Origin of the sequence: Bacillus sp. AFS031507 (assembly GCF_002584635.1) — a bacterium.
Taxonomy (GTDB): Bacteria; Bacillota; Bacilli; order Bacillales; family Cytobacillaceae; genus Neobacillus.
This window is the reverse complement of record NZ_NUOW01000013.1, coordinates 182833-209633: the sequence shown is the minus strand read 5'-3', so window position 1 is coordinate 209633 and position 26801 is coordinate 182833. Positions and strand designations below refer to the sequence as shown.

At 38.4% G+C, this 26801-nt stretch carries 23 protein-coding genes; all 23 read left to right on the top strand.

Features of this window, described 5'->3' with window-relative positions; genetic code table 11:
* Positions 1–17: 17 nt before the first annotated feature.
* The 23 genes from sucD to rbfA all read left to right on the top strand — a co-directional run bounded on the left by sucD (position 18) and on the right by rbfA (position 26749).
* On the top strand, positions 18–920 hold the full coding sequence (sucD, locus tag COE25_RS13555; RefSeq protein ID WP_088086372.1) for a succinate--CoA ligase subunit alpha: 903 nt from the start codon (positions 18–20) through the stop codon (positions 918–920).
* 90 nt (positions 921–1010) lie between these two features.
* Positions 1011–1898, top strand: a complete 888-nt coding sequence (gene dprA, locus COE25_RS13550; protein ID WP_088086373.1) for a DNA-processing protein DprA — start codon at positions 1011–1013, stop codon at positions 1896–1898.
* 338 nt (positions 1899–2236) lie between these two features.
* The gene (gene topA / locus COE25_RS13545; RefSeq protein ID WP_098933011.1) at positions 2237–4315 is read left to right on the top strand and encodes a type I DNA topoisomerase; all 2079 of its coding nucleotides are present in this window, start codon (positions 2237–2239) and stop codon (positions 4313–4315) included.
* Between the two features lie 167 nt (positions 4316–4482).
* Positions 4483–5790: an FADH(2)-oxidizing methylenetetrahydrofolate--tRNA-(uracil(54)-C(5))-methyltransferase TrmFO gene (gene trmFO / locus COE25_RS13540; protein ID WP_098933010.1), complete on the top strand. Its 1308-nt coding sequence runs from the start codon at positions 4483–4485 to the stop codon at positions 5788–5790.
* A gap of 330 nt (positions 5791–6120) precedes the next feature.
* Positions 6121–6663 (top strand): ATP-dependent protease subunit HslV, encoded by a 543-nt coding sequence (gene hslV / locus COE25_RS13535; RefSeq protein ID WP_088086376.1) that lies wholly within the window; start codon positions 6121–6123, stop codon positions 6661–6663.
* Positions 6664–6683: 20 nt separating this feature from the next.
* A complete protein-coding gene (hslU, locus tag COE25_RS13530; RefSeq protein ID WP_088086377.1) occupies positions 6684–8087 on the top strand; it encodes an ATP-dependent protease ATPase subunit HslU in 1404 nt (467 codons plus the stop codon).
* A gap of 122 nt (positions 8088–8209) precedes the next feature.
* Entirely contained in the window at positions 8210–8989 is a 780-nt protein-coding gene (gene codY, locus COE25_RS13525) for a GTP-sensing pleiotropic transcriptional regulator CodY (protein ID WP_088086378.1), read from the top strand.
* A 195-nt stretch (positions 8990–9184) separates the two neighbouring features.
* Positions 9185–9889, top strand: coding sequence for a 30S ribosomal protein S2 (rpsB, locus tag COE25_RS13520; RefSeq protein WP_088086379.1), 705 nt, complete (start codon positions 9185–9187; stop codon positions 9887–9889).
* A 132-nt stretch (positions 9890–10021) separates the two neighbouring features.
* Complete coding sequence (gene tsf / locus COE25_RS13515) at positions 10022–10903, top strand: translation elongation factor Ts (RefSeq protein ID WP_098933009.1); 882 nt, start codon at positions 10022–10024, stop codon at positions 10901–10903.
* Positions 10904–11030: 127 nt separating this feature from the next.
* Complete coding sequence (gene pyrH / locus COE25_RS13510; protein ID WP_088086381.1) at positions 11031–11756, top strand: UMP kinase; 726 nt, start codon at positions 11031–11033, stop codon at positions 11754–11756.
* On the top strand, positions 11756–12313 hold the full coding sequence (gene frr, locus COE25_RS13505) for a ribosome recycling factor (RefSeq protein WP_098933008.1): 558 nt from the start codon (positions 11756–11758) through the stop codon (positions 12311–12313). The genes pyrH and frr overlap by 1 nt, the downstream gene beginning before the upstream one ends.
* 274 nt (positions 12314–12587) lie before the next feature.
* Positions 12588–13364: an undecaprenyl pyrophosphate synthase gene (locus COE25_RS13500; protein WP_088086383.1), complete on the top strand. Its 777-nt coding sequence runs from the start codon at positions 12588–12590 to the stop codon at positions 13362–13364.
* A 25-nt stretch (positions 13365–13389) separates the two neighbouring features.
* Positions 13390–14184: a phosphatidate cytidylyltransferase gene (locus COE25_RS13495; RefSeq protein ID WP_088086384.1), complete on the top strand. Its 795-nt coding sequence runs from the start codon at positions 13390–13392 to the stop codon at positions 14182–14184.
* Between the two features lie 36 nt (positions 14185–14220).
* The gene (dxr, locus tag COE25_RS13490) at positions 14221–15363 is read left to right on the top strand and encodes a 1-deoxy-D-xylulose-5-phosphate reductoisomerase (RefSeq protein WP_098933007.1); all 1143 of its coding nucleotides are present in this window, start codon (positions 14221–14223) and stop codon (positions 15361–15363) included.
* Between the two features lie 60 nt (positions 15364–15423).
* Entirely contained in the window at positions 15424–16683 is a 1260-nt protein-coding gene (gene rseP / locus COE25_RS13485) for an RIP metalloprotease RseP (RefSeq protein ID WP_088086386.1), read from the top strand.
* Between the two features lie 186 nt (positions 16684–16869).
* Entirely contained in the window at positions 16870–21195 is a 4326-nt protein-coding gene (locus tag COE25_RS13480; RefSeq protein ID WP_088086387.1) for a PolC-type DNA polymerase III, read from the top strand.
* 317 nt (positions 21196–21512) lie between these two features.
* On the top strand, positions 21513–21983 hold the full coding sequence (gene rimP, locus COE25_RS13475) for a ribosome maturation factor RimP (RefSeq protein WP_098933006.1): 471 nt from the start codon (positions 21513–21515) through the stop codon (positions 21981–21983).
* 36 nt (positions 21984–22019) lie between these two features.
* Positions 22020–23141 carry a transcription termination factor NusA gene (gene nusA, locus COE25_RS13470; RefSeq protein WP_088086389.1) on the top strand — a complete coding sequence of 374 codons (1122 nt, stop codon included), beginning with the start codon at positions 22020–22022 and terminating at the stop codon, positions 23139–23141.
* A gap of 19 nt (positions 23142–23160) precedes the next feature.
* Positions 23161–23433, top strand: coding sequence for an RNase P modulator RnpM (gene rnpM, locus COE25_RS13465; protein WP_088086390.1), 273 nt, complete (start codon positions 23161–23163; stop codon positions 23431–23433).
* Between the two features lie 8 nt (positions 23434–23441).
* Positions 23442–23744, top strand: a complete 303-nt coding sequence (locus tag COE25_RS13460; RefSeq protein WP_088086391.1) for a YlxQ family RNA-binding protein — start codon at positions 23442–23444, stop codon at positions 23742–23744.
* Between the two features lie 19 nt (positions 23745–23763).
* Positions 23764–26082 (top strand): translation initiation factor IF-2, encoded by a 2319-nt coding sequence (gene infB / locus COE25_RS13455; protein WP_098933005.1) that lies wholly within the window; start codon positions 23764–23766, stop codon positions 26080–26082.
* The gene (locus COE25_RS13450) at positions 26079–26360 is read left to right on the top strand and encodes a DUF503 domain-containing protein (RefSeq protein WP_088086393.1); all 282 of its coding nucleotides are present in this window, start codon (positions 26079–26081) and stop codon (positions 26358–26360) included. Before infB ends, COE25_RS13450 begins: the two co-directional genes overlap by 4 nt.
* 17 nt (positions 26361–26377) lie before the next feature.
* Positions 26378–26749: a 30S ribosome-binding factor RbfA gene (gene rbfA, locus COE25_RS13445; RefSeq protein ID WP_088086394.1), complete on the top strand. Its 372-nt coding sequence runs from the start codon at positions 26378–26380 to the stop codon at positions 26747–26749.
* Positions 26750–26801: the final 52 nt, after the last annotated feature.

The following is a 26801-nucleotide window of genomic DNA, read 5'->3' as shown; positions in this document are numbered from 1 at the left end:
AAGAAAGGGGAATTAACGTGAGCGTTTTTATTAATAAAGATACAAAGGTTATTGTTCAAGGGATTACAGGATCAACAGCCCTGTTTCATACAAAGCAAATGCTTGAATATGGTACACAGATTGTTGGCGGTACCTCTCCAGGAAAAGGCGGGTTGGAAGTAGAAGGTGTGCCTGTTTTTAACACGGTTAAAGATGCTGTTGAAGCAACTGGTGCAACTGCATCCGTTATTTACGTACCGGCACCATTTGCTGCAGATGCGATTATCGAAGCGGTTGATGCAGAATTGGATCTTGCTATCTGTATCACTGAACATATTCCGGTATTGGATATGGTTAAAGTTAAGCGTTATATGGAAGGTAAAAAGACGCGCTTAGTCGGTCCGAACTGTCCAGGTGTTATTACAGCTGATGAGTGTAAAATCGGCATCATGCCTGGTTATATCCATACAAAAGGCCATGTGGGTGTTGTATCACGCTCTGGAACATTAACATACGAAGCGGTTCACCAATTAACACAAGCCGGATTAGGCCAAACAACTGCTGTTGGTATCGGCGGCGATCCTGTAAACGGAACAAACTTCATCGATGTATTAAAAGCATTTAATGAAGATCCTGAAACATATGCTGTTATTATGATTGGTGAAATCGGCGGTACTGCCGAAGAAGAAGCTGCTGAGTGGGTTAAAGCAAACATGACCAAGCCTGTTGTTGGCTTCATCGGTGGACGTACTGCGCCTCCAGGAAAACGTATGGGACACGCAGGTGCGATTATTTCAGGTGGTAAAGGTACTGCAGATGAAAAAATCCGCGTTATGAACGAATGCGGTATTAAGGTAGCTGACACTCCATCTGTGATGGGTGACACATTAATTGAAGTATTAAAAGAACAAGGTTTGTACGAAAAGTGTAAAACCCACTAATAATTGTGCAACTAGATAATTTCAAATAGTCCCTCAAAAACGAGGGGCTATTTATTCTAATTTTATATCTATAGGGAGGCAAATATTTAGATGGATGAATTCAAAGAAAAACTTATTTCCTTGCTGCATTACCCCAATATCTCCTGGAACACCGTTTTACAAATGCTTAAAAAAGACCCGACACTGCAGAACTTATATCAGTTACAAAAGCAATCCCCTCAGCAAACATGCTTGTTTCCACCCACTACCACCAATAACCCTTCAGAAAAGTCTTCTAGCGCACCTCTTCATCCTGACATTATTCGTGATCAAATTCGTCAATACAAAACAAATGAGATTACAGTCATTACTATTTTAGATAAGGAATATCCACCATTATTAAAAGAAATATATCAGCCGCCATGGGCATTGTTTACCAAGGGTGATCTCTCGCTACTTGAAACAGACCCCAAACTTGCCGTTGTTGGTTCACGGCAAGCGACTCAATATGGGAAAAATGCAATTCGGTTGATTTTTCCAGGTTTAATTGACAAAGGTGTTCTAATTGTTAGTGGCTTAGCACGGGGAATTGATGCCCTTGCACATGAATATGCAATAAAAAATGGAGGAAAAACAATAGCTGTGATTGCTGGTGGTTTCTATCATATCTATCCAAAGGAAAATACGAGCTTAGCCCTAGAAATGATGAAAAACCAGCTAGTTCTTTCGGAATACCCTCCAGATACTAAGCCGCTTAGATGGCATTTTCCATCTAGAAATCGAATTATTAGCGGTTTGTCAAAAGGGACATTTATTATAGAAGCAAAACGAAAAAGCGGATCACTCATCACGGCGAATTTTGCAGTAAATGAAGGAAGAGATGTATTTTCCTTGCCTGGAAGCATTTTTAATCCATATTCTATCGGGGCTAATGAATTAATTCAACAAGGAGCTAAACTTGTAACCGGTGCAGAGGATATTTTAGAGGAAATTAGATAAGACTCTTATCTAAAGAAATTTTGCTTAAAAATTGTTAATTTTGAAGGTTTTTATGAATAAACGGAGAATTTAGCTAAAAAAGGTTGCATTATTTTCTAATTTGTTATACATTTTCCAACAGATGTTCGAAAAAAAGAATATTTGGAAATGGAATAAATAATATTCATATTAATATATAAAGAAAAACTTGGGATAGGGCAGTTTTGTAAAGTATTTTCTCCGGTCTAATTAGGTAAAACTGGAATTTAGGAAAGCTTCTCAAATGATTAGCACCTTAGAAACAGCATTTGCCAGATTCGGGGCGCTTCTACACTTTCCCTCTTAAGGAGGATTTTTAAATGGCAGATTTTCTTGTAATCGTTGAATCGCCAGCAAAAGCGAAAACGATCGAACGATATTTAGGGAATAAATATAAAGTAAAAGCATCAATGGGACATATTCGCGATTTGCCACGGAGCCAAATGGGGGTCAATGTAGAAAATAGCTATGAACCAAAATATATTACAATCCGCGGTAAAGGTCCTGTTTTAAAAGACTTAAAAACAGCGGCAAAAAAAGCAAAAAAAATCTATTTGGCAGCTGACCCTGATCGCGAAGGGGAAGCAATTGCATGGCATTTAGCCCATAGTTTATCTGTCGATATTAATTCAGATTGCCGGGTGGTTTTTAATGAAATCACAAAAGATGCGATAAAAGAGTCGTTTAAACATCCTCGGCCAATTAATATGGATTTGGTGGATGCTCAGCAGGCTCGTAGGATTCTTGATCGTCTGGTTGGGTATAATATCAGCCCGTTGCTCTGGAAGAAGGTAAAGAAAGGTTTAAGTGCAGGCCGGGTTCAATCTGTTGCCGTCCATTTAATTATTGATAGGGAAAAGGAAATCAAAGCCTTTGTCCCTGAAGAATATTGGACGATTGATGGAGAATTTTTAAAGGGGAAAGACCATTTTAGTGCCCAATATTTTTCTTTAGCTGACAAAGGAAAATTTGAACTGAAATCTGAACAAGATGTCCAAACCATTTTAAAACAAATGGATGATAATAAATTCAAAGTGGTATCTGTTACCAAAAAAGAAAGAAAGAGGAACCCGGCACCTCCCTTCATTACATCATCATTGCAACAAGAAGCAGCCAGAAAACTTAACTTCCGAGCAAAGAAAACGATGATGCTTGCACAGCAGCTTTATGAAGGGATTGAGCTTGGCAAAGAGGGTACGGTTGGTCTCATTACATATATGAGAACGGATTCAACACGGATTTCTGAAGTCGCTCAAACAGAGGCGGCTAATTACATCCGCTCAGAATATGGTGAAGATTATTTAAAAGATGAACAAAGAAAAGAGAAAAAACAATCGAATGCCCAAGATGCACATGAAGGGATTCGACCAACCAGTACTTTAAGGGATCCCAATAGTTTAAAAACATTTTTATCAAGAGACCAACACCGATTATATAAATTAATCTGGGATCGGTTTTTAGCTAGTCAAATGGCTCAGGCCGTCATGGATACAATGAGCGTAGATTTACAAAATGGTAATGTCCTTTTCCGAGCAAATGGTTCAAAAATTAAGTTTCCTGGTTTCATAAAGCTTTATGTTGAGGGATCAGATGACCAAGTGGATGAAAAAGACAGAATGCTTCCTGACCTTAAAGAAGGGGATGAAGTGTTTAAAAAGGATATCGAGCCAAAGCAGCATTTCACTCAACCACCGCCAAGGTATACGGAGGCAAGACTTGTTAAGACACTTGAGGAGCTTGGTATTGGTCGCCCATCTACATACGCACCAACCCTTGACACGATTCAAAAGCGGGGCTATGTGGCACTCGATAATAAAAGATTTGTTCCAACCGAGCTCGGTGAAATTATCGATGAGTTGATTTTAGAGTTTTTTCCAGATATTCTAGATGTCGAATTTACAGCGAAAATGGAACAGGGCTTAGATAATATCGAAGATGGGAAAGTACCTTGGGTCAATATTATCGGTGAGTTTTATCAAGATTTTGAAATTCATTTAAAAAAAGCAGAAGAAGAGATGCAGTCTGTTGAAATCAAAGATGAACCGGCTGGTGAAGACTGTGAGAATTGTGGAAACCCTATGGTTTTTAAAATGGGTCGCTACGGAAAATTTATGGCTTGCAGCAATTTCCCAGATTGCCGAAATACAAAACCGATTGTTAAAGAAATCGGTGTTACCTGCCCTAATTGTAAAGAAGGACAGATCATTGAGCGTAAAAGTAAGAAAAAGCGACTCTTTTACGGTTGCACACAATACCCTGAATGCGAGTTTATCTCTTGGGATAAACCATTACCGAGGGAATGCCCAAAATGTGAAGGGCTGCTTGTTGAAAAGAAGTTAAAAAAAGGTGTTCAAGTTCAATGCGTTAAATGTGATTACAAGGAAGAACCGCAAAGTTAAAGTGAGAGTGGGCATAGTCCACTCTCTTCGTTATTTGCATAAAACTTTTTTCTTTTTCATTCGTATAGTACAATGCAAGTTGGACTTAAAAGTGGGAAAAGTATTGATAGGTACGTGCACTACCTTTTATTTACATAAAACCATGGTATCTATTAGGAGGATTCTAAATGAAAGATGTCACAATTAACGTAATCGGTGCGGGATTAGCGGGAAGTGAAGCAGCATGGCAGATTGCGAAGCGTGGAGTAAAAGTTCGCTTATATGAGATGCGACCAGTGAAGCAAACACCTGCACACCATACAGATAAATTTGCAGAATTAGTTTGTAGTAATTCATTACGTGCCAACACACTAACAAATGCAGTAGGGGTGTTAAAGGAAGAAATGCGAAAGCTTGATTCCGTTATTATCGCTGCAGCGGATGCTTGTTCTGTTCCAGCAGGCGGTGCGTTAGCTGTTGATCGCCATGAATTTGCCGCCAAAGTAACAGATTTGGTTAAAAACCATGAAAATGTTACGGTTATTAATGAAGAAGTAACTGAAATTCCAGAGGGAACAACAATCATTGCAACGGGGCCGCTGACAAGTCCAGACCTTTCAGAGCAGCTCAAAGGGCTAACCGGTGAGGATTACCTTTATTTTTATGATGCTGCAGCACCGATACTTGAAAAGGAAAGTATAGACCTAGAGAAAGTTTATTTAAAATCCCGCTATGATAAAGGGGAAGCAGCCTATCTTAACTGCCCAATGACTGAAGAAGAATTTAACCGTTTCTATGAAGCGCTTATATCCGCTGAAACAGTTCCAGTAAAAGAATTTGAAAAGGAAGTCTTTTTCGAAGGGTGCATGCCAATCGAAGTGATGGCGTTACGGGGAAAGAAAACAATGCTTTTCGGTCCGTTAAAACCAGTTGGGTTAGAGGATCCCAAAACAGGAAAACGTCCATTTGCCGTAGTACAACTCCGTCAAGATGATGCCGCTGGCACACTTTTTAATATTGTCGGTTTTCAGACACATTTAAAGTGGGGTGCCCAAAAGGAAGTTATACAATTAATACCGGGGTTAGAAAATGCGGAAATCATTCGATATGGTGTGATGCACCGTAATACATTTATCAATTCTCCCAAGGTACTAAAAGCAACTTACCAATTCCGTAATCGTGAAGATTTATTTTTTGCTGGTCAAATGACTGGAGTTGAAGGATACGTAGAATCTGCTGCTAGCGGTTTAGTTGCTGGTATAAATGCAGTGCGTTTAATACAAGGGATGGAGCCTCTTGAATTTCCAGAAGAGACCGCGATTGGAAGCATGGCCCGATATATTACTACGACGAACGCTAAAAATTTTCAGCCAATGAATGCTAACTTTGGTTTATTTCCAGAGCTGCCGGTAAGAATTAAAGGAAAGCAGGAGAGGAATTTAGAACACGCAAATAGAGCGTTAGAAACAATTCAGAACTTTGTGAAAGTTTTGTAAAGTTTATTGCAAGGGAATACGAAGTATGTTACGATTTAGTAGCCCTTGCGAGGTGAATATTATGACAAATGTGAATGTTTTTTTAAAGTTAATTATTGAGTATTTACAAATAGAATTTAATTACTCAAAATATACACTTGAACCTAATCAACATGACATCAGTAAAATTTCTTATCTACATGGTGGTAATAACCCATAAAGTAATGAGGTCAAATATTCCAGTTAACATAGTCAGTTTTCATAACTTTCATGTAAATGGTAGTTCACCTGTTACATACTTATCTGCGAGGTAATGTGAATAGAAATCACTCCAAAGGGAGGCTCATCTTAATGAACCAATTTCATGCGACAACGATTTTTGCAATCCATCATAACGGTGAATATTCAATGTCAGGTGATGGACAAGTGACATTTGGTAATGCGGTAGTGATGAAGCACACAGCGAGAAAAGTAAGAAAGATATTTAATGGAAAGGTATTAGCAGGTTTTGCAGGTTCTGTTGCAGATGCTTTTACTCTTTTCGAACTGTTCGAGGGAAAATTAGAAGAATTTAATGGTAACCTTCAAAGAGCTGCTGTTGAGCTTGCCAAAGAGTGGCGAAGTGACAAAGTGCTCAGGAAGCTTGAAGCGATGCTAATTGTTATGAATCGTGAATATTTGCTGCTTGTTTCAGGAACTGGAGAAGTAATTGAACCTGACGATGGAATTCTTGCGATTGGTTCAGGTGGAAATTATGCATTATCTGCTGGACGTGCTTTAAAGAAATACTCAGGAGACCATTTATCTGCAAAGGAAATAGCAAAAGCTTCTTTAGAAATAGCAGCTGAAATATGTGTCTATACGAACCATAACATTATTGTTGAAGAGCTATAACGGGAAGGAGACTAATTATCATGGGAAAAACAACTAATTTAACCCCTCGTCAAATTGTTGAAAAACTTGATCAATATATAATTGGACAAAAGGATGCTAAGAAAGCGGTTGCTGTTGCCTTAAGAAATCGCTATAGAAGAGGTTTGTTAAATGAAAAACTTAGGGATGAAATTATCCCCAAAAATATATTGATGATAGGTCCGACTGGAGTTGGGAAAACAGAAATTGCCAGAAGGATTGCCAAAATTGTGGGTGCCCCTTTTATTAAGGTGGAAGCAACTAAGTTTACTGAAGTAGGCTATGTTGGGCGAGATGTTGAATCCATGGTTAGAGATCTTGCGGAAACCTCTGTTCGTTTAGTAAAAGAGGAACGGATGCAAAGTGTGAAGGAACGTGCAGAAGAAAATGCCAACAGCAGGCTAGTTGATTTGCTTGTGCCATCAGCCAAAAAAACGAGTAACTATAAAAACCCGCTTGAAATGTTATTCGGAGGCGGGAATACATCAACTGAACCAGAAACACATCAAGAGGATTTTTCGATTTCTGAAAAACGAAAAATTGTCAAAGAAAAATTAGCACTTGGTCAACTAGAGGATGAAATCGTTACGGTTGAAGTAGATGAGCAAGCTCCATCCATGTTTGATATGCTGCAAGGCTCAGGGATTGAACAAATGGGAATGAATATGCAGGATGCCCTAAGCAGCTTTATGCCGAAAAAACGCAAAAAGAGAAAATTGACTGTCCGTGAAGCTCGCAAGGTGCTGACTAGTGAAGAGGCGTCTAAGCTTATTGATATGGATGAAGTAAATTCTGAGGCCATTTATCGTGCGGAACAAGCTGGAATTATTTTTATCGATGAAATTGATAAAATCGCTAGTAAAAATTCGGGAGGATCTTCTGCAGATGTATCCAGAGAAGGGGTTCAAAGAGATATTTTGCCTATAGTTGAGGGTTCAACAGTAGTGACCAAATATGGGTCAGTAAAAACCGACCATGTATTATTTATTGCTGCTGGAGCATTTCACATGGCGAAACCTTCCGATTTAATTCCAGAACTTCAAGGGCGTTTCCCAATTCGTGTAGAATTAACAAAGCTAACTGTGGAAGATTTCTTCAGAATCTTAATCGAACCAGATAATGCCCTTATTAAGCAATATCAGGCATTATTGGAAACAGAAGGTATACAAATTGAATTTTCTGACGATGCTATTCGTAGAATTGCCGAAGTTGCATTTGAAGTGAATCAAAATACAGATAATATTGGTGCAAGACGTCTTCATACGATTCTCGAAAAGCTTTTAGAAGACTTATCTTTTGAAGCTCCAGAAATTTCGATGGAGAAGATAACTATTACACCACAATATGTCGACGATAAACTTGGTGCTATTTCGAAAAATAAAGATTTAAGTCAGTTTATCTTATAAAAATGAACGTCTGATAATCCCATGTATGAAGAAATGTTCATTTTTAAATACCCTAAAATGTAGTATTTGAAGATTAATTAATAATTTAATAATGGTTGTAGTTAATTAGGAGGAAGAAACAGATGGATTTACTTACAAAAACTAGAAGGATTAACGTATTATTGCAAAAGGCAGCAGGAAAACCGGTTAACTTTAAGGAAATGTCCGAGACATTGAGTGAAACTATTGAAGCAAATGTGTACATTGTCAGCCGTCGCGGGAAACTACTTGGTTTTTCAATTTATCAGCAAATTGAAAATGAAAGAATGAAAAAGATGTTTGAGGATCGTCAATTCCCTGAGGAATATACAAATGGTTTATTTAATATTCAAGAAACCTCATCAAATCTTGATGTTGAAAGCCAATATACTGCTTTTCCTGTAGAAAACAGAGATTTATTTAAAGAAGGTTTAACTACGATTGTTCCAATTATTGGCGGTGGGGAACGCCTTGGCACGTTAATTCTTGCAAGATTACAAGAAAAGTTCCACGATGATGATCTAATCCTTGCAGAATATGGTGCAACAGTTGTAGGTATGGAGATTTTACGAGAAAAGTCTGAAGAAATTGAAGAAGAAGCTAGAAGCAAAGCAGTGGTTCAAATGGCTATTAGTTCATTATCATATAGTGAACTTGAAGCGATTGAACATATCTTTGAAGAATTAAATGGCCGTGAAGGCTTATTGGTTGCTTCGAAAATAGCTGATCGTGTTGGTATTACTCGTTCTGTTATCGTTAACGCACTAAGAAAACTTGAAAGTGCAGGGGTAATTGAATCACGTTCACTAGGGATGAAAGGAACATATATCAAAGTTTTAAATGATAAGTTTCTGATGGAACTTGATAAATTAAGATCTAATTAATCATAACTAATCCCCAGCTAACTGGGGATTTTGTTTTTTATTAAACAAATGCTTGATTGTTATTATTACATATGCTATATTATTTCATGGTGTTAATACACACGCTCATTGATTTAATCAGATGGTGCTGTTCATAACAGTTTCTGTTTAAAGATGAGGTGAGCGGAGGAAAACAAACCATTAGGAGGAAAAATCATGTCAGTCATTTCTATGAAGCAATTGCTTGAAGCTGGTGTACACTTTGGACACCAAACTCGCCGTTGGAACCCTAAAATGAAGAAATATATCTTCACAGAGCGTAACGGTATCTATATCATTGACCTTCAAAAAACAGTTAAAAAAGTTGAAGAAGCTTATAACTGGGTAAAGGAACTTGCTGGTAACGGCGGAACAGTTCTTTTTGTTGGTACAAAAAAACAAGCTCAAGATTCTGTTAAAGAAGAAGCGGGCCGTTCTGGTATGTACTATGTTAACCAACGTTGGTTAGGTGGTACTTTAACAAACTTTGAAACAATTCAAAAGCGTATTGGCCGCTTAAAAGATATCGAAAGAATGTCTGAAGACGGAACTTTTGAAGTATTACCTAAAAAAGAGGTTGTTCAATTAAAGAAACAACAAGAGCGTCTAGAGAAATTCTTAGGCGGTATCAAAGATATGAAACAACTTCCAGATGCACTTTTCATTATTGACCCTCGTAAAGAGCGTATCGCGGTTGCAGAAGCTAAGAAATTGAACATTCCTATCGTAGGTATTGTTGATACAAACTGTGATCCAGACGAAATCGATGTAGTTATTCCTGCGAATGACGATGCGATTCGTGCGGTTAAGCTTTTAACAGGTAAAATGGCTGATGCTATCCTTGAAGCTAAACAAGGTGAAGAAGTACAAGTTCAGGCTTAATTAAATCAAAAGGTGATAAGAGGGAGACCCTTTATCACCTTTTTTTAAAGAAGGTTTTTATTGGAAAGTTTTAGAATAGCTGTCATTGGCTAAGATATGGATACATAGTAAAATAAAGGAGGAATTTACATTATGGCAATTACTGCTCAAATGGTTAAAGAACTACGTGAAAAAACTGGTGCAGGTATGTTGGATTGTAAAAAAGCACTAACTGAAACTGATGGAGATATGGACAAAGCAATTGATTTCTTACGCGAAAAAGGGATTGCATCAGCTGCTAAGAAGGGTGACCGTATTGCTGCAGAAGGTTTAACTTATGTTGTAACTGAAGGTAACGATGCAGTTATTCTAGAAGTAAACTCTGAAACTGACTTTGTTGCGAAGAATGAAGCGTTCCAAGCTCTTGTAAAAGATCTAGCTGCACATCTTCTAAAGAACAAGCCAGCAACTGTTGAAGAAGCATCTGCTCAAACGATGGAGAATGGCGCTACTGTTGCAGATCATATCAATGCTTCTATTGCTAAGATTGGTGAAAAATTAACACTTCGCCGCTTTTCTGTTACATCAAAAACAGACAATGATGCATTCGGTGCATATATTCATATGGGTGGCCGCATTTCTGTTTTATCAGTACTTGAAGGTACAACAGATGCGGATGCTGCGAAGGATGTTTCAATGCATATCGCAGCACTAAAACCAAAGTATGTTTCTCGTGACGAAGTTTCTCAAGAAGAAGTTGAGCATGAGCGTCAAGTATTAACACAACAAGCACTTAACGAAGGCAAGCCTGCAAAAATCGTTGAAAAAATGGTTGAAGGCCGTCTTGGAAAATATTTTGAAGATGTTTGTGTACTTGATCAAACTTTCGTTAAAAACCCTGATCAAAAAGTACGTCAGTTTGTTGAATCTAAGGGTGCTACAGTCCGTGAGTTCGTCCGTTACGAAGTCGGAGAAGGTATCGAAAAACGCGAAGATAACTTTGCTGAAGAAGTTATGAATCAAATCAAAAAATAATCAAAAACTATTCTCTAGCATAAAAACAAAATAGTTTTAAGGGAATGTTAATGAAATAGGTTTTTAAATAGGGGACACGGTGTGTTCCCTTTTTTAAAAAGAATTAATTACATAAATGGAGGTTTATATGAGCGGTCCTAAGTACAAACGCGTAGTATTAAAGTTGAGCGGAGAAGCACTTGCAGGTGAATCGAGCTTTGGAATTAAACCTTCTGTGATCAAATCGATTGCCATTCAAGTTAAAGAAATAGCAGAGCTTGGTGTAGAAGTTGCTGTCGTTGTCGGTGGCGGTAACATTTGGCGCGGAAAAATTGGCAGTGAAATGGGTATGGACCGGGCAACTGCCGATTATATGGGGATGCTTGCAACGGTTATGAATTCTTTAGCACTGCAAGATAGTTTGGAGCACTTAGGAATTGAATCACGGGTGCAAACCTCTATTGAAATGCGCCAGGTGGCAGAGCCTTATATTCGACGCCGTGCAATTAGGCATTTAGAAAAAAAACGGGTAGTCATTTTTGCGGCGGGTACAGGAAATCCATATTTCTCAACGGATACAACCGCTGCACTCCGAGCAGCGGAAATCGATGCTGAAGTAATCTTAATGGCGAAGAATAATGTCGATGGAGTGTATTCTGCAGACCCTCGATTAGATGCAAGTGCTACTAAATATGAAGATTTGTCTTTCTTAGATGTTCTTAAAGAAGGATTAGCAGTTATGGACTCTACTGCCTCCTCCTTATGCATGGACAATGATATTCCATTGATTGTTTTCTCGATTATGGAGCAGGGGAATATTAAACGAGCCGTTATGGGGGAAAAAATAGGAACAATTGTTAGGGGGAAACATTAATGCCAAAACAAGTCATCTCTACCATTAAAGATCGTATGACAAAAGCCATTCAGTCATATTCGCGTGAGCTTGCCAGCATCCGTGCGGGGAGAGCAAGCGCTTCGTTATTGGACAGAATTACAATTGATTATTATGGTGCACCAACACCTGTCAACCAAATGGCTGGAATTTCAACACCTGAAGCTAGGCTTATTGTTATTCAACCATATGATAAATCCACCCTTGGGGATATTGAAAAAGCAATTCTTAAATCTGATTTAGGATTAAATCCTACCAACGACGGTATGGTAATCCGCCTTGCTATTCCACAATTGACTGAGGAGCGCCGCAAGGAGTTAGTAAAATTAGTCAAAAAGGAATCAGAAGAAGCGAAGGTAGCTATCCGTAATATCCGTCGAGATGGTAATGACGAATTGAAGAAGCTAGAGAAGAATGGTGAAATTACTGAGGATAGTCTTCGCGGTCATTCGGAGGATATCCAAAAACTAACCGACGAATATATTAGTAAAGTTGATCAAATTACAAAAGACAAAGAAAAGGAAATTTTGGAAGTCTAATTAATAAATAAGAACCCTCTGTTTAGGGGGTTTTTCACTATTTTATTATGTATTTTGGGGATTTTTGATTGTTCCCTGAAAGTTGTCTGAACATTATTCTTAATCTCTGTTTTTTTACATAAGTTAAATATTAGAGATATCTTTTTGCTTTTTTGGTATGATAAAAACATGCTACCCCGAAATGTCCATTACATAACAACACACATGCTTCAATGGAATTGATATATGATTTAATTTTCGGAGGAAATGATTAACTAATTGGAGGAGCAATGTTATGTTTAATAAATTAAGGCTTGGGAAGAACCGAAATAACACTTCCACACTCCGAAATAAAATAGAGGAAATAAAAAAATCGCCTGTTCCTGAGCATGTGGCGATTATTATGGATGGCAACGGACGTTGGGCTAAGAAACGGGCATTACCACGTATTGCTGGTCACCATGAGGGCATGAAGGTTGTTCGGAAAACAACGAAATTAGCAAATAAGCTCGGCATTAAAACCTTAACATTGTATGCATTTTCAACTGAGAATTGGAAAAGGCCAAAAAATGAAGTCGAATATATTATGAGTCTGCCTGATGAATTTTTAGGAACATTTTTGCCAGATTTAATTGAGGAAAATGTTCAAGTGAAAATGATGGGCTATAAAAATCAACTTCCAGTACATACACTGCGTGCAATAGAAAAAGCTATAGAAGAAACAAAAAATAATGATGGATTAGTATTAAACTTTGCATTAAATTACGGGAGCAGGGCTGAGATTCTTGATGCTGTGAAGCAAGTCTTAAATGACAGCAAAAGTGGTAAACTAAACGAGACGGAGTTAGACGAAAAAGTCTTTTCTTCCTACTTAATGACTGCTAATTTTACAGACCCAGATCTTTTAATCCGAACTAGTGGTGAAATCCGCTTGAGTAACTTTATGCTTTGGCAGTTGGCTTACTCAGAGTTTTGGTTTACAGATGTCTTATGGCCAGACTTTAATGAAGAACATTTACTTGAAGCAATTGAAACGTTCCAGAATCGACAGCGTCGGTTTGGTGGCATATAGAACAACAAAGGTGATGAAATATTAGATGAAGCAAAGAATCATTACAGGAGTCGTTGCAGCTGCACTATTTTTACCAATTGTCTATTATGGTGGATTTCCACTTGTAATATTAACCTACTTTTTAGCGACGATCGGATTGTATGAGTTATTAAAAATGAAAAAACTTACTATTTTTTCGGTTAATGGTGTGTTAGCACTTTTATTTCTGTGGGTGTTGCTCTTTCCCGAAAAATATTATCCCATATTAGATTCCTTTTATTATTCAAAAATAGAGATATGTATTGCATTAGTTCTTTTGTTATTAACTTACACCGTTATTACCAAAAATCAATTTACATTTGAAGACGTTTCTTTTTCTATCCTATCAGCCATTTATGTAGGTATTGGCTTTTACTTTTTCTTTGAAACGAGGCAGGATGGGGGACTTGTCTATATTTTATATTCTTTATTTATGATTTGGGCTACTGATTCAGGTGCTTATTTTATTGGAAAAGCTCTTGGTAAAACAAAGCTATGGCCCGAAATTAGCCCGAATAAGACAGTTGAAGGGTCGATTGGCGGAATCGCCTGTGCAGTTGTTGTGGCTGTCATCTTTGTTCTCCTCTCAAACATTAACGTCGGTCTATTAACATTAATGGGAATTACAATCGTCCTTTCCGTTTTTGGACAAATTGGTGACTTAGTTGAATCAGCCTTTAAGCGTCATTTTAATGTCAAAGATTCTGGTACAATCTTGCCAGGTCATGGTGGAATTCTTGATCGATTTGACAGCCTATTATTTGTTTGGCCCTTGTTACATTTTTTTCACCTTTGGTTATAGAGCGCGTGCGCTTCACATTTAGGAGTTGACTTTTTATTGAAAACCATTAGCTTATTGGGTGCAACCGGATCGATAGGAACCCAAACCTTAGATATTATCCGTGAGCATCCATCTGAATTTACATTAGCAGCCTTTTCTGTGGGTAAAAATATCGATTTGGCTCGAAAAATGATTGTTGAATTTCAGCCTGAGCTTGTTTCTGTACAAGACTATCATGACTGTAATACATTAAAAGCAGAATTTCCTAATATTAAATTCACTTTTGGTCAGGAAGGACTAATCGAGACAGCAGTTTATGAAAAAGCCGATATTCTTGTCAACGCAGTTCTTGGCAGTGTGGGGTTAAACCCGACTTTACAAGCGATTGAATGTGGGAAGATAATCGCGATTGCCAATAAAGAAACACTGGTTACTGCAGGTCATTTAGTTATGGATGCGGCTAAAAGAAATAATGTACCACTCCTTCCGGTCGATAGTGAACATTCTGCCATTTTTCAAGCTTTGCAGGGGGAAAAGGAGAAAAACATTGAAAGATTAATTCTAACTGCTTCCGGCGGGAGCTTTCGTGACCTCTCCAGGCAAGAATTGAAAAATGTTACCGTGGAGCAAGCACTAAACCATCCAAATTGGACGATGGGGGCAAAAATCACAATTGATTCGGCATCAATGATGAACAAAGGTTTAGAAGTAATTGAAGCTCATTGGCTTTTCAATATGCCATATGAAAAAATTGATGTACTGCTTCATAAAGAAAGCATCATCCATTCAATGATTGAGTTTCACGATAGCAGTATCATTGCTCAGCTTGGAACGCCAGATATGAGAGTGCCAATTCAATATGCGCTCACCTATCCTGATCGTTTGCCATTGCCTTCATCAAAACGTTTGGATCTGGCAAGGATTGGGAAATTGCATTTCGAGGAAATGGATGCCGCGAGATTCCGCTGTCTTGGTTTTGCTTATGAGGCTGGGAAAAAAGGTGGATCGATGCCAACGGTATTGAATGCAGCGAATGAAGTGGCCGTGGCAGCTTTTCTAGAAGGGAAAATTAGGTTCTTGCAGATTGAAGATTTGATTGAGAAAGCCCTAACCGCCCATCAAATCACGGAACACCCTAGCCTAACTTCAATCCAAGAAATAGACAAAGAAACAAGAGAATATGTTCATTCACTCCTGTAAGAAAAACGGAAGCGCAAGTAAAAGAATCTCTCTTATCCTGAAAAAAAAGGTGGTTTTATTTTGACTACAGTTATTGCCTTTATAGTGATTTTTGGCGCACTCGTATTCTTTCATGAATTAGGTCATTTGATTTTCGCAAAAAGGGCTGGTATTTTATGCCGTGAATTTGCAATTGGTTTTGGCCCAAAAGTATTTTCCCATAAAAGAGCGGAGACAACATATACCATTCGGTTACTTCCGATTGGTGGATTTGTGCGCATGGCTGGCGAAGATCCGGAAATGATTGAAATAAAGCCTGGTTATCGTATTGGCTTGTTGTTAGATAAGGATGAAAAAGTAAATAAAATCATCTTAAATAATAAAGAGAAGTTTCCTAATTGTCGGATCGTAGAAGTGGAATATGCCGATATCGAAAAGGATTTAGTTATTAAAGGATTTCCTGAAGATGAAGATGAAGTATTAAAAACCTTTATCATTGACCCAAAAGCAGTCATCGTGGAAAATGGAATCGAGTCACAGATTGCTCCAATTGATCGTCAATTCGGATCAAAAACATTAGGACAAAGAACGATGGCTATTTTTGCTGGTCCGATGATGAATTTTGTACTTGCATTCATTTTATTTATTATTATTGCTTTTATACAGGGGGTACCTACGAATGAACCTAAGTTAGGTGAAATAACTCCTGATGGGGCAGCGATGGCTGCTGGTCTTAAAAAAGGTGATCTCATCCAGACGATTAATGGTTCAGAAATTTCGAGTTGGTCTGATGTAGTGGAGGTCATTCGGAAAAATCCAAATGAAAAGCTCGACTTTTCTATTCTCCGTGACAAAAAGGATTTAGATATCACAGTAACCCCAATTGAAAAAACGGTTGAAGGAAAGAAAATTGGGCTTATTGGTGTTTATAGTCCTGTTGAAAAGTCTCCTATTCAAGCAATTAAGGCAGGTTTCACAGAAACCTATTTTTGGACGAAACAGATTTTTGTAATGGTTGGTAAATTAGTCACTGGCCAATTTTCAATTGATGCACTTTCTGGTCCTGTTGGTATTTACCAAGCAACAGATTCTGTAGCTAAATCGGGTATTTATTATTTAATGAAATGGGCAGGGATTTTAAGCATTAACTTAGGTATTATGAACTTATTACCTATTCCCGCTCTTGACGGTGGAAGATTAATGTTTTTTGCTGTCGAAGCTGTTAGAGGCAAGCCGATTGACCGTCAAAAGGAAGGTATGGTTCATTTTATAGGATTCGCCCTCTTAATGCTGCTCATGCTTGTTGTAACTTGGAATGACATTCAAAGGTTTTTCTTGTAGTATGTAATCTTTAATTTATTTTGGGGGCCGTTAAATACGGTCCCTATTCTTGTGTTTAAAGAAAACTATTTAACTAAAATGGAGAAATTTTTCTGTCGAATAAAGCCGAATCATTTTGAGTCATATGATATAATTACTTTTTGACGAGATAAAAAAAGCGATATTTAATAGATGGGAGAGAGAACGATGAGCGAACATGCCCTAGGCAAAAAAGAGCGATTCCAACTCTTGCTCCAGCAGCTGCAATTGATCGAGGATGCTGTTGTAGTGCATTTCAATAATGCGCAAATTGAAAGGTTATTAGTGGAAAAAAAAGCTAGAAAGTGGCATTTTCAATTTTTATTTGAAAATATACTTCCCTATAATGTTTATGTAATGTTTACGTCACAGCTTGAACGGACATTTTCAAACATTGCAACGATTTCCTTCCATATAAATGTAACAAATCAAATTATTTCACCGGAATTATTACGAGATTATTGGAGTTATAGCATTCAGCAAATTGATGGAATTGCTCCGCCGCTTTTAAAACTATTACATGAACAACTTCCCGAAGTGAACGGTAATAAGCTTACAATTTCAGTTCGTAATGATACTGAGGGACAAGCACTAAAGCGGAAATATGGCGAGACGATCGCTAAGATCTATCAATCATTTGGATTTCCCAATTTATCGATTGAGACAGTAATAAAAAGTAACGAGAAAAATGAAGAATATCAACAATTTCTTCTTGCAAAGCAAAAGGAAGATCAAGAACGCGGACTTCAAGCAATGGTTGAATTGCAGAGAAAAGAAGCTGAAAAGGATCAGGCATCTGGTGATCTTCCATCTGGACCGCTTACTATTGGACTTACCATTAAGGATAATAATGACTTCCGAAGTCTGATTGATATTGTTGATGAAGAAAGACGAATAGCTGTAGAAGGGTTTATCTTTGATGCGGAAATACGTGAACTCAGGAGCGGCCGTTCCCTGCTGACCTTCAAAATAACTGATTACACAAGCTCTATTATGGTAAAAATGTTTTCACGCGATAAAGAGGATGCAGCCCTGTTCCAGCTTGTCAAAAAAGGAATGTGGGTAAAAGTTCGAGGCAGCATTCAGAATGATACCTTTGTTCGTGACCTCGTGATGATTGGAAATGATATTAATGAAATTAAGCCTGTTGGCCGAAAGGATACTGCACCCGAAGATCAGAAACGTGTAGAACTCCATCTTCATACACCAATGAGTCAAATGGATGCAGTCACACCTGTTAGCGCACTGATTGCACAGGCAAAAAAATGGGGACATAAAGCAATTGCAGTAACCGATCACGCGGTTGCACAATCATTCCCTGAAGCGTATGGTGCTGGGAAGAAAAATGATATTAAAATTCTCTATGGGGTTGAAGTAAATTTAGTGGATGATGGGGTGCCAATTGCCTATAATGATGCACATCGTCAACTAGCTGAGGATACCTATGTTGTATTTGACGTTGAAACTACGGGACTATCAGCGGTGTACAATACAATTATTGAGCTTGCTGCTGTGAAAATACATGACGGTGAAATCATTGACCGCTTCGAATCCTTTGCCAATCCTCATCACCGTTTATCGGCAACAACGATCAACCTCACTGGAATTACCGATGATATGGTCCAAACCGCCCCAGAAATTGAGGTAGTTCTTCGGAATTTTAGTGAATGGGCTGGTGATGCTATTCTTGTAGCCCATAATGCTTCCTTTGATATGGGTTTCCTCAATGTCGGATATAGAAAAATAGGCTTTGAAAAGGCAAAGAATCCTGTTATTGATACACTTGAACTTGGACGATTTCTCTATCCAGAGATGAAAAACCATCGTTTAAATACACTAACTAAGAAGTTTGATATTGAATTAACCCAACATCACCGCGCCATTTATGATGCAGAGGCAACCGGTTATCTCCTATTGAAAATGTTAAAGGATTCCCTCGAAAAAGGAATTGAATACCATGACCAGTTTAATGATAATATGGGGAAAGGAAATGCCTACCAACGGGCTCGTCCTTATCACTGTACACTTTTAGCCCAAACACAAGCGGGATTAAAAAACCTTTTTAAACTCGTATCTATATCACACCTTGAATATTTTTATCGAGTTCCTAGACTACCAAGATCTGTTTTGCAAAAATACAGAGAAGGGATTTTAGTTGGCTCCGGTTGTAATAAAGGTGAGGTATTTGAAGGAATGATGCAAAAATCCCCAGAGGAAGTGGAAGGCGCTGCCCGTTTTTATGATTATCTTGAAGTCATGCCGAAAGAAGTAAATGCACCGTTGATTGAAATGGAATTGGTGAGCGATGAAAAAGCAATGGAAGATATTATTGCGAAAATCATTACGCTTGGTGATAAATTAGAATTGCCAGTTGTTGCAACTGGAAATGTCCATTACCTTAATGAAAATGATAAAATTTATCGAAAAATATTAATTAATTCCCAGGGTGGAGCTAACCCGCTAAATCGCCATGAACTTCCCGATGTTCACTTTAGGACAACTAATGAAATGCTTGATGCTTTTTCATTTTTAGGAAAAGAGAAAGCAAAAGAAATTGTTGTAACTAACACGAATAAAATTGCGGATATGATTGAAGTCATTAAACCAATTAAAGACGATTTGTATACACCGAAAATTGAAGGCGCCGATGAAGAAATGCGTGAAATGAGTTATGCAATGGCGCGGAGAATTTACGGTGACAACTTGCCGGAAATAGTGGAAGCCAGGTTAGAAAAGGAATTGAAAAGTATTATTGGGCATGGATTTGCCGTAATTTATTTGATTTCTCATAAGCTTGTTAAAAAGTCCTTGGATGATGGTTACCTTGTAGGTTCAAGGGGATCTGTGGGTTCATCACTTGTAGCTACAATGACAGAAATTACCGAGGTAAATCCACTACCACCTCATTATGTGTGTCCAACCTGTAAGCATTCAGAGTTTTTTAATGATGGTTCTGTCGGTTCAGGCTTTGATTTACCTGATAAGGATTGTCCACAATGTGGTGGAAAATACCATAAGGATGGGCACGATATTCCGTTCGAAACGTTTCTTGGCTTTAAAGGGGACAAAGTTCCTGATATCGATTTAAACTTCTCTGGTGAATACCAGCCGAAGGCCCATAATTATACAAAGGTCCTGTTTGGTGAGGATAATGTATTCCGCGCTGGGACGATTGGTACAGTCGCAGACAAGACCGCTTTTGGATATGTTAAAGCATATCAACAGGATAACAATCTACAACTGCGTGGTGCCGAAGTAGAACGCCTTGCTTCAGGCTGTACAGGTGTTAAAAGAACAACGGGTCAACATCCAGGTGGTATTATTGTTATACCTGATTACATGGATGTTTATGATTTTTCACCGATTCAATTCCCGGCAGATGATAGAAATTCAGAATGGAAGACAACACATTTCGATTTCCATTCCATCCATGATAATGTCCTAAAGCTAGATATCCTCGGACATGATGACCCGACCGTTATTAGGATGCTTCAGGACCTGAGCGGAATGGATCCGAAAACAATCCCTACAGATGATCCTGAAGTCATGAAAATCTTCAGCGGGACCGAGTCATTAGGCGTAACTGAAAAGCAGATCATGTGTAAAACTGGAACACTAGGTATTCCAGAGTTTGGAACTCGATTCGTTCGGCAAATGCTTGAGGATACGAAACCAACAACGTTCTCTGAACTTGTTCAAATATCGGGGTTATCACATGGTACCGATGTATGGCTTGGGAATGCCCAAGAATTAATCCATAATCAAACATGTAATCTTAGTGAAGTTATTGGCTGTCGTGATGATATCATGGTCTACCTAATTTATCAGGGACTGGACCCATCCTTTGCTTTTAAAATTATGGAATCAGTTCGTAAGGGTAAAGGATTAAGTGAAGAAATGGAAGCAGAGATGCGGAAAAACGAAGTTCCAGAATGGTATATCGACTCTTGTAAGAAGATTAAATACATGTTCCCAAAGGCCCATGCTGCTGCATATGTACTTATGGCAGTTAGAATTGCATATTTCAAGGTACATCTGCCGCTCCTTTATTACGCCGCTTATTTTACTGTCCGCGCGGAAGACTTTGACATTGAAGCAATGTCGCGCGGTTCAGAATCGATACGTGCAAAAATAGAAGAAATAAATGCAAAAGGCCTAGAAGCATCAAACAAAGAAAAAAACTTATTAACGGTTTTGGAACTAGCACTTGAAATGACTGAAAGGGGCTTTGTTTTCCAGAACTACGATTTATATAAATCTTCATCATCTGAATTCATCATTGAAGGCAATACCTTAATACCGCCGTTTAATTCGATTCCAGGCTTAGGAACGAATGCGGCCTATAATATTGTCAAGGCAAGGGAATCAGGAGAATTTTTATCCAAAGAAGATTTACAGCAACGAGGAAAGGTATCTAAGACTATCCTTGAATATTTAGACAAACAAGGGTGCCTATCATCCCTTCCAGAGCAAAACCAGCTTTCTCTGTTTTAACTTGGATTATCTTCTATCTCCAGCGCCTACGGGCTCGAGTCATAAGCCAATCGCTTCGGAAGGCAAAAAGCGCCTTCTGTCAGCGCTTGTCTTATGCTGGCGCCCCTGATCAAGGCGCTTCCGCTTTTGGGCGCTATTTGCATTAAAATGTTGGTTATGGTATAGTTTTATTGGAAATACTAAGAAATACTCTCGTGATCAAGAGTGGGGAAACCCGCTCTTTCGTTTTTGTATAAATCTTTTTTCTTAGTAACTTGATAAAACTCTCCGTGAACTACATACAATATGGGTGAAATTTTCGGAAAAGGAGGTAAAGCATGAGCAAGGTAACGGAAGTTGTAGAAGAGCTTGCTACGCCTATTTTTCAAGAGCTTGGTTTGGAATTAGTGGAAATTGAGTATGTGAAGGAAGGGAAAAGCTGGTTTCTTCGCGTATATATCGATAAAGACAACGGTGTTGATATTGAGGATTGCGGACTCGTTAGCGAAAAACTCAGCGAAAAACTCGATGAGCTTGATCCGATTCCCCATAACTACTTTCTTGAAGTTTCTTCACCTGGAGCAGAGCGTCCATTGAAAAAGGATAAAGATTTCCAAAAGGCAATAGGTAAAAGTGTCTTTATCAAAACTTATGAACCGATTGATGGGGAGAAAAGCTTCGAAGGGACATTATTAGAATTTGATGGTCAACATTTAAAAATCGAAATGAAGATTAAAACCCGGAAGAAGACAATTGAAATTCCCTATGAAAAAGTAGCCAACGCGCGATTAGCTGTTACTTTTTCGTAATGAAATTATAGATAAAGGATAGGGGGATACAAAAAGATGAGCAGCGAATTATTAGATGCTCTTACAATACTGGAAAGAGAAAAAGGTATTTCCAGAGATGTTTTAATTGAAGCGATCGAAGCAGCTCTTGTTTCGGCATATCGCCGAAATTTTAATCAAGCCCAGAATGTTCGGATTGATTTAAATTTACAGACAGGATCAATGCGCGTTTTTGCTAGAAAAGAAGTGGTCGATCAAGTATTTGACCCTCGTCTCGAAATTTCCTTAGAGGATGCGAGACAAATCACACCAAATTACCAAGTTGAAGATATTGTTGAAATGGAAGTTACACCCAAGGACTTTGGGCGGATTGCAGCTCAAACTGCCAAGCAAGTGGTTACTCAACGTGTAAGAGAAGCTGAACGCGGAATTATTTATTCGGAATTTATTGACCGTGAAGAAGATATTATGACTGGTATTGTTCAAAGACTCGATTCTAAATTCATTTATGTAAGTCTTGGGAAAATCGAGGCATTATTACCTGTAAACGAGCAAATGCCAAATGAACGTTATAAGCCTCATGATCGAATTAAAGTATTTATTACAAAAGTTGAAAAGACCACCAAGGGGCCGCAAATATTCGTATCTCGGACACATCCTGGTCTCTTAAAACGTTTGTTTGAAATTGAAGTTCCTGAAATTTATGATGGAACCGTTGAAATTAAGTCAGTTGCCCGTGAGGCAGGGGATCGCTCGAAGATTTCTGTCCACTCGGATAATAATGAGGTAGATCCAGTTGGGTCTTGTGTTGGACCTAAGGGTGCGAGGGTTCAAGCTGTTGTTAATGAATTAAAGGGTGAAAAAATCGATATTGTTAAGTGGTCAGCGGACCCAGTAGTGTTTGTGGCAAACTCACTTAGTCCCTCAAAAGTATTAGATGTTATGGTTAACGAGAATGAAAAAGCAACAACAGTTGTTGTTCCTGATTATCAGCTTTCATTAGCAATCGGGAAACGAGGACAAAATGCCCGCCTAGCAGCAAAACTAACAGGCTGGAAAATTGATATTAAATCAGAAACTGAAGCACGTGAGATTGGAATTTATCCACGTGAAGAAACCATTAGGCTTTTTGATGATCAAGTTGATACTGATTTCGATTATGAAGAAGAGTTGGACTAAAAAGTGAGGTGAATGATGAATGAACAATCAGAAAAAAGTTCCTATGCGCAAGTGTGTTGCAACCGGTGATATGAAACCGAAAAAAGAACTTGTTCGCATCGTTCGCTCAAAGGAAGGGGAGGTATCCATCGACCTGACGGGGAAGAAATCCGGAAGGGGTGCCTACCTTTCAAGGGACAAGGAAGCTGTCTTACTTGCCAAGAAAAAAAATACCCTATCTAATCACTTACAGGTTTCTATAAATGATTCGTTATACGAAGAGCTACTTGAGCTTATAGAGAAGGAGAATTGACAATCCAAATGAAACAAAATCAATGGATGTCATTGCTTGGCTTGGCCAATCGAGCACGCAAAATCATATCAGGTGAGGAGCTTACCGTGAAGCAGATTCAAAGCGGAAAGGCGCATCTCATTTTATTATCCGCAGATGCTTCTGCAAATACGACAAAAAAGATTACTGATAAGTGTAATTCGTATGAGGTTCCATATAAAATTGTGGAAAATCGTCATCTTCTTGGCCAAGCGATTGGCAAAGAAGCCCGCGTTGTTGTAGCTGTTCTGGATGATGGATTTGCCAAAAAAATGGTAACGTTGCTCGATTAAATCTAGCGGGGGTGAAAAGATGAGTAAAATACGTGTATATGAATATGCAAAAAAACACAACATTTCAAGTAAAGATATCATCACAAAACTAAAAGAAATGAATATAGAGGTCTCTAATCATATGGCAACAATAGAAGACGCAGAAGTTAAAAAGCTTGACGAAACATTCAGTAAAAAGGATAACAAGGCTCCACAGCAAAACACAGAGAATAAACAAAATGGACAGCAGCAACAACGAACAAACTCTCGTCCAACTCAAACGCAGCGTCAAAACCAAAGACCTGCACAGTCAACGCAAAGGCCGCAAGTTCAGACGAAAACTCCTAAAGCATTTGAAGAAGCTGCTGATAAAAATGCCGCTCCTAGCAAGGTAAAAGTTGTTTCTCCTCCAAAGACGGTCGAAGGCAAAAAGCAAAACCAGGAATATCAATCCAAAGAAAATAAGGTTTTCAGCAATGCTGATAAAGCTAAGGCCAAGCCTTATAATAATAATCAAAATCGTAATAATAATAATAATAAAAATAAGAAAAAAACTCATACGCCAGTTCAACAAGCCCAGCCACAGAAGAAAAAAGAGAAGGAGCTTCCAGCGAAAATTACTTTCAGTGAATCTCTAACTGTGGGCGAATTAGCAAAGAAAATTTACCGTGAGCCTTCAGAGATTATTAAAAAGCTCTTTTTATTAGGTGTCATGGCCACAATTAATCAAGTCTTAGATAAAGATGCGATTGAATTGATTGCAAGCGAATATGGGGTTGAAGTGGAAGAAGAAATTAAAGTAGATACAACAGATCTTGAAGTATACTTTACTGAAGATTCAGATGATTCTCAAGAGGAAAGACCTTCTGTTGTAACAATAATGGGTCACGTTGACCACGGTAAAACAACCTTGCTAGATTCCATCCGTAACACAAAGGTTACAGAGGGTGAAGCGGGGGGAATTACCCAGCATATTGGTGCCTATCAAGTGGTTGAAAACGGGAAAAAGATTACCTTCCTTGATACACCAGGACACGCTGCCTTTACGACAATGCGTGCACGTGGCGCTAAAATAACTGATATTACCATCCTAGTAGTAGCTGCAGATGATGGTGTTATGCCGCAAACTGTTGAAGCGATTAACCATGCAAAAGCTGCCGAGGTTCCAATTATTGTAGCAGTTAATAAAATGGATAAAGAAGCTGCAAATGCTGACCGTGTAATGCAAGAGTTGACTGAACATGGATTAGTATCTGAAGCATGGGGTGGAGATACTATCTTTGTACCACTTTCTGCAAAAACGGGAGAAGGCATTGACACCCTTCTAGAAATGATATTACTCGTTAGTGAAGTAGAAGAATATAAAGCGAATCCAAATCGCAAAGCTGTTGGTACTGTTATCGAAGCACAATTAGATAAAGGTCGTGGATCCGTTGCAACCTTACTAGTCCAAAACGGTACACTAAAAATTGGTGATCCAATTGTTGTTGGTCATACCTTTGGCCGTGTCCGTGCAATGGTGAATGACAAAGGACGCCGTGTCAAAGAGGCAGGTCCTTCAACTCCTGTTGAAATAACTGGACTTAATGACGTGCCACAAGCTGGAGATCGTTTCGTTGTATTTGAAGACGAAAAAACTGCACGTCAAGTTGGAGAATCACGAGCTCAAACAGCACTGGTAGCCCAACGTGGTGAAAAATCCATTGTTAGTCTAGAAACGCTTTTTGATCAATTAAAGCAAGGTGAAATGAAGGATTTAAACATCATCCTTAAAGCGGACGTACAAGGGTCTGCTGAAGCCGTTGCCGCTTCTCTTCAAAAAATAGATGTTGAAGGTGTTAACATCAAAATTATTCATAGCGGTGCTGGAGCGATTAATGAGTCGGATATTAGTCTTGCTGCTGCATCTAATGCCATCGTCATCGGTTTTAACGTTCGCCCTGATGTAAATGCGAAACGTGCAGCAGAAGCGGAGAAAGTTGACGTCCGTCTTCATCGTATAATTTATAAAGTGATTGAAGAGATTGAAGCAGCAATGAAAGGTATGCTTGATCCTGAATTCCAAGAAAAAATAATTGGTCAAGCAGAAATCCGTCAAACCTTTAAAGTTTCAAAGGTAGGAACAATTGCTGGTTCATATGTAACGGATGGTAAAATTACCCGCGACAGCGGTATTCGTTTAATTCGTAACGGTGTTGTCACTTTTGAAGGTAATATTGATGCGTTAAAACGATTTAAAGATGATGTAAAAGAAGTTGCCCAAGGTTACGAATGTGGTATTACAATTAAAAACTTTAATGATGTTAAAGAAGGAGACATCATTGAAGCATATGTAATGGAAGAAATTGAACGTAAATGATCATCGGTGTGGCCGAATGTGAATGTATGATCTATGATGCTCATTCTTTAAAAGAGAAACGGGCTGTCCTTCAACGAATCCTTACACGCTTAAAACAGAAATTTAATGTTTCTGTATCAGAAGTTGGCTTTCAGGATATGTGGCAACGAACGAAAATTGCCATAGTTGTCGTAACTTCCACGCGTGTATCGACGGAACATGAGTTGCAAAATGCTTTGAAATTAATCGACTCATTTCCAGAAATAGAGAGAACGATCACCGAGATTGAATGGCTTTAAGTTAAGAGGTGAATGTGATGAGCCACAGAGCAAATCGTGTTGGAGAACAAATGAAAAAAGAACTAGGTGACATCATAGGTCGCAAAATCAAAGATCCACGTATTGGTTTTGTGACGGTTACCGACGTTGAAGTAACAGGAGATTTACAACAGGCGAAAGTGTATATTTCCGTATTAGGTGATGAAGAGCAAAGGGAAAATACCTTAAAAGGGCTGGCCAAAGCAAAAGGTTTTATTCGGACCGAAATTGGCCACCGTATTCGCCTTCGTAAAACACCTGAAATCATCTTTGAATGGGATGAATCTATCGATTACGGGAATCGAATTGATACACTTCTTCATCAACTGCATAAGGATGAAAAGCCTTTAGAAAAAAGTGAAGAAGAATAATTGGATAGACATTGTCTATCCTTTTTTTTCGATAATTTTTTGATTGGAGGAT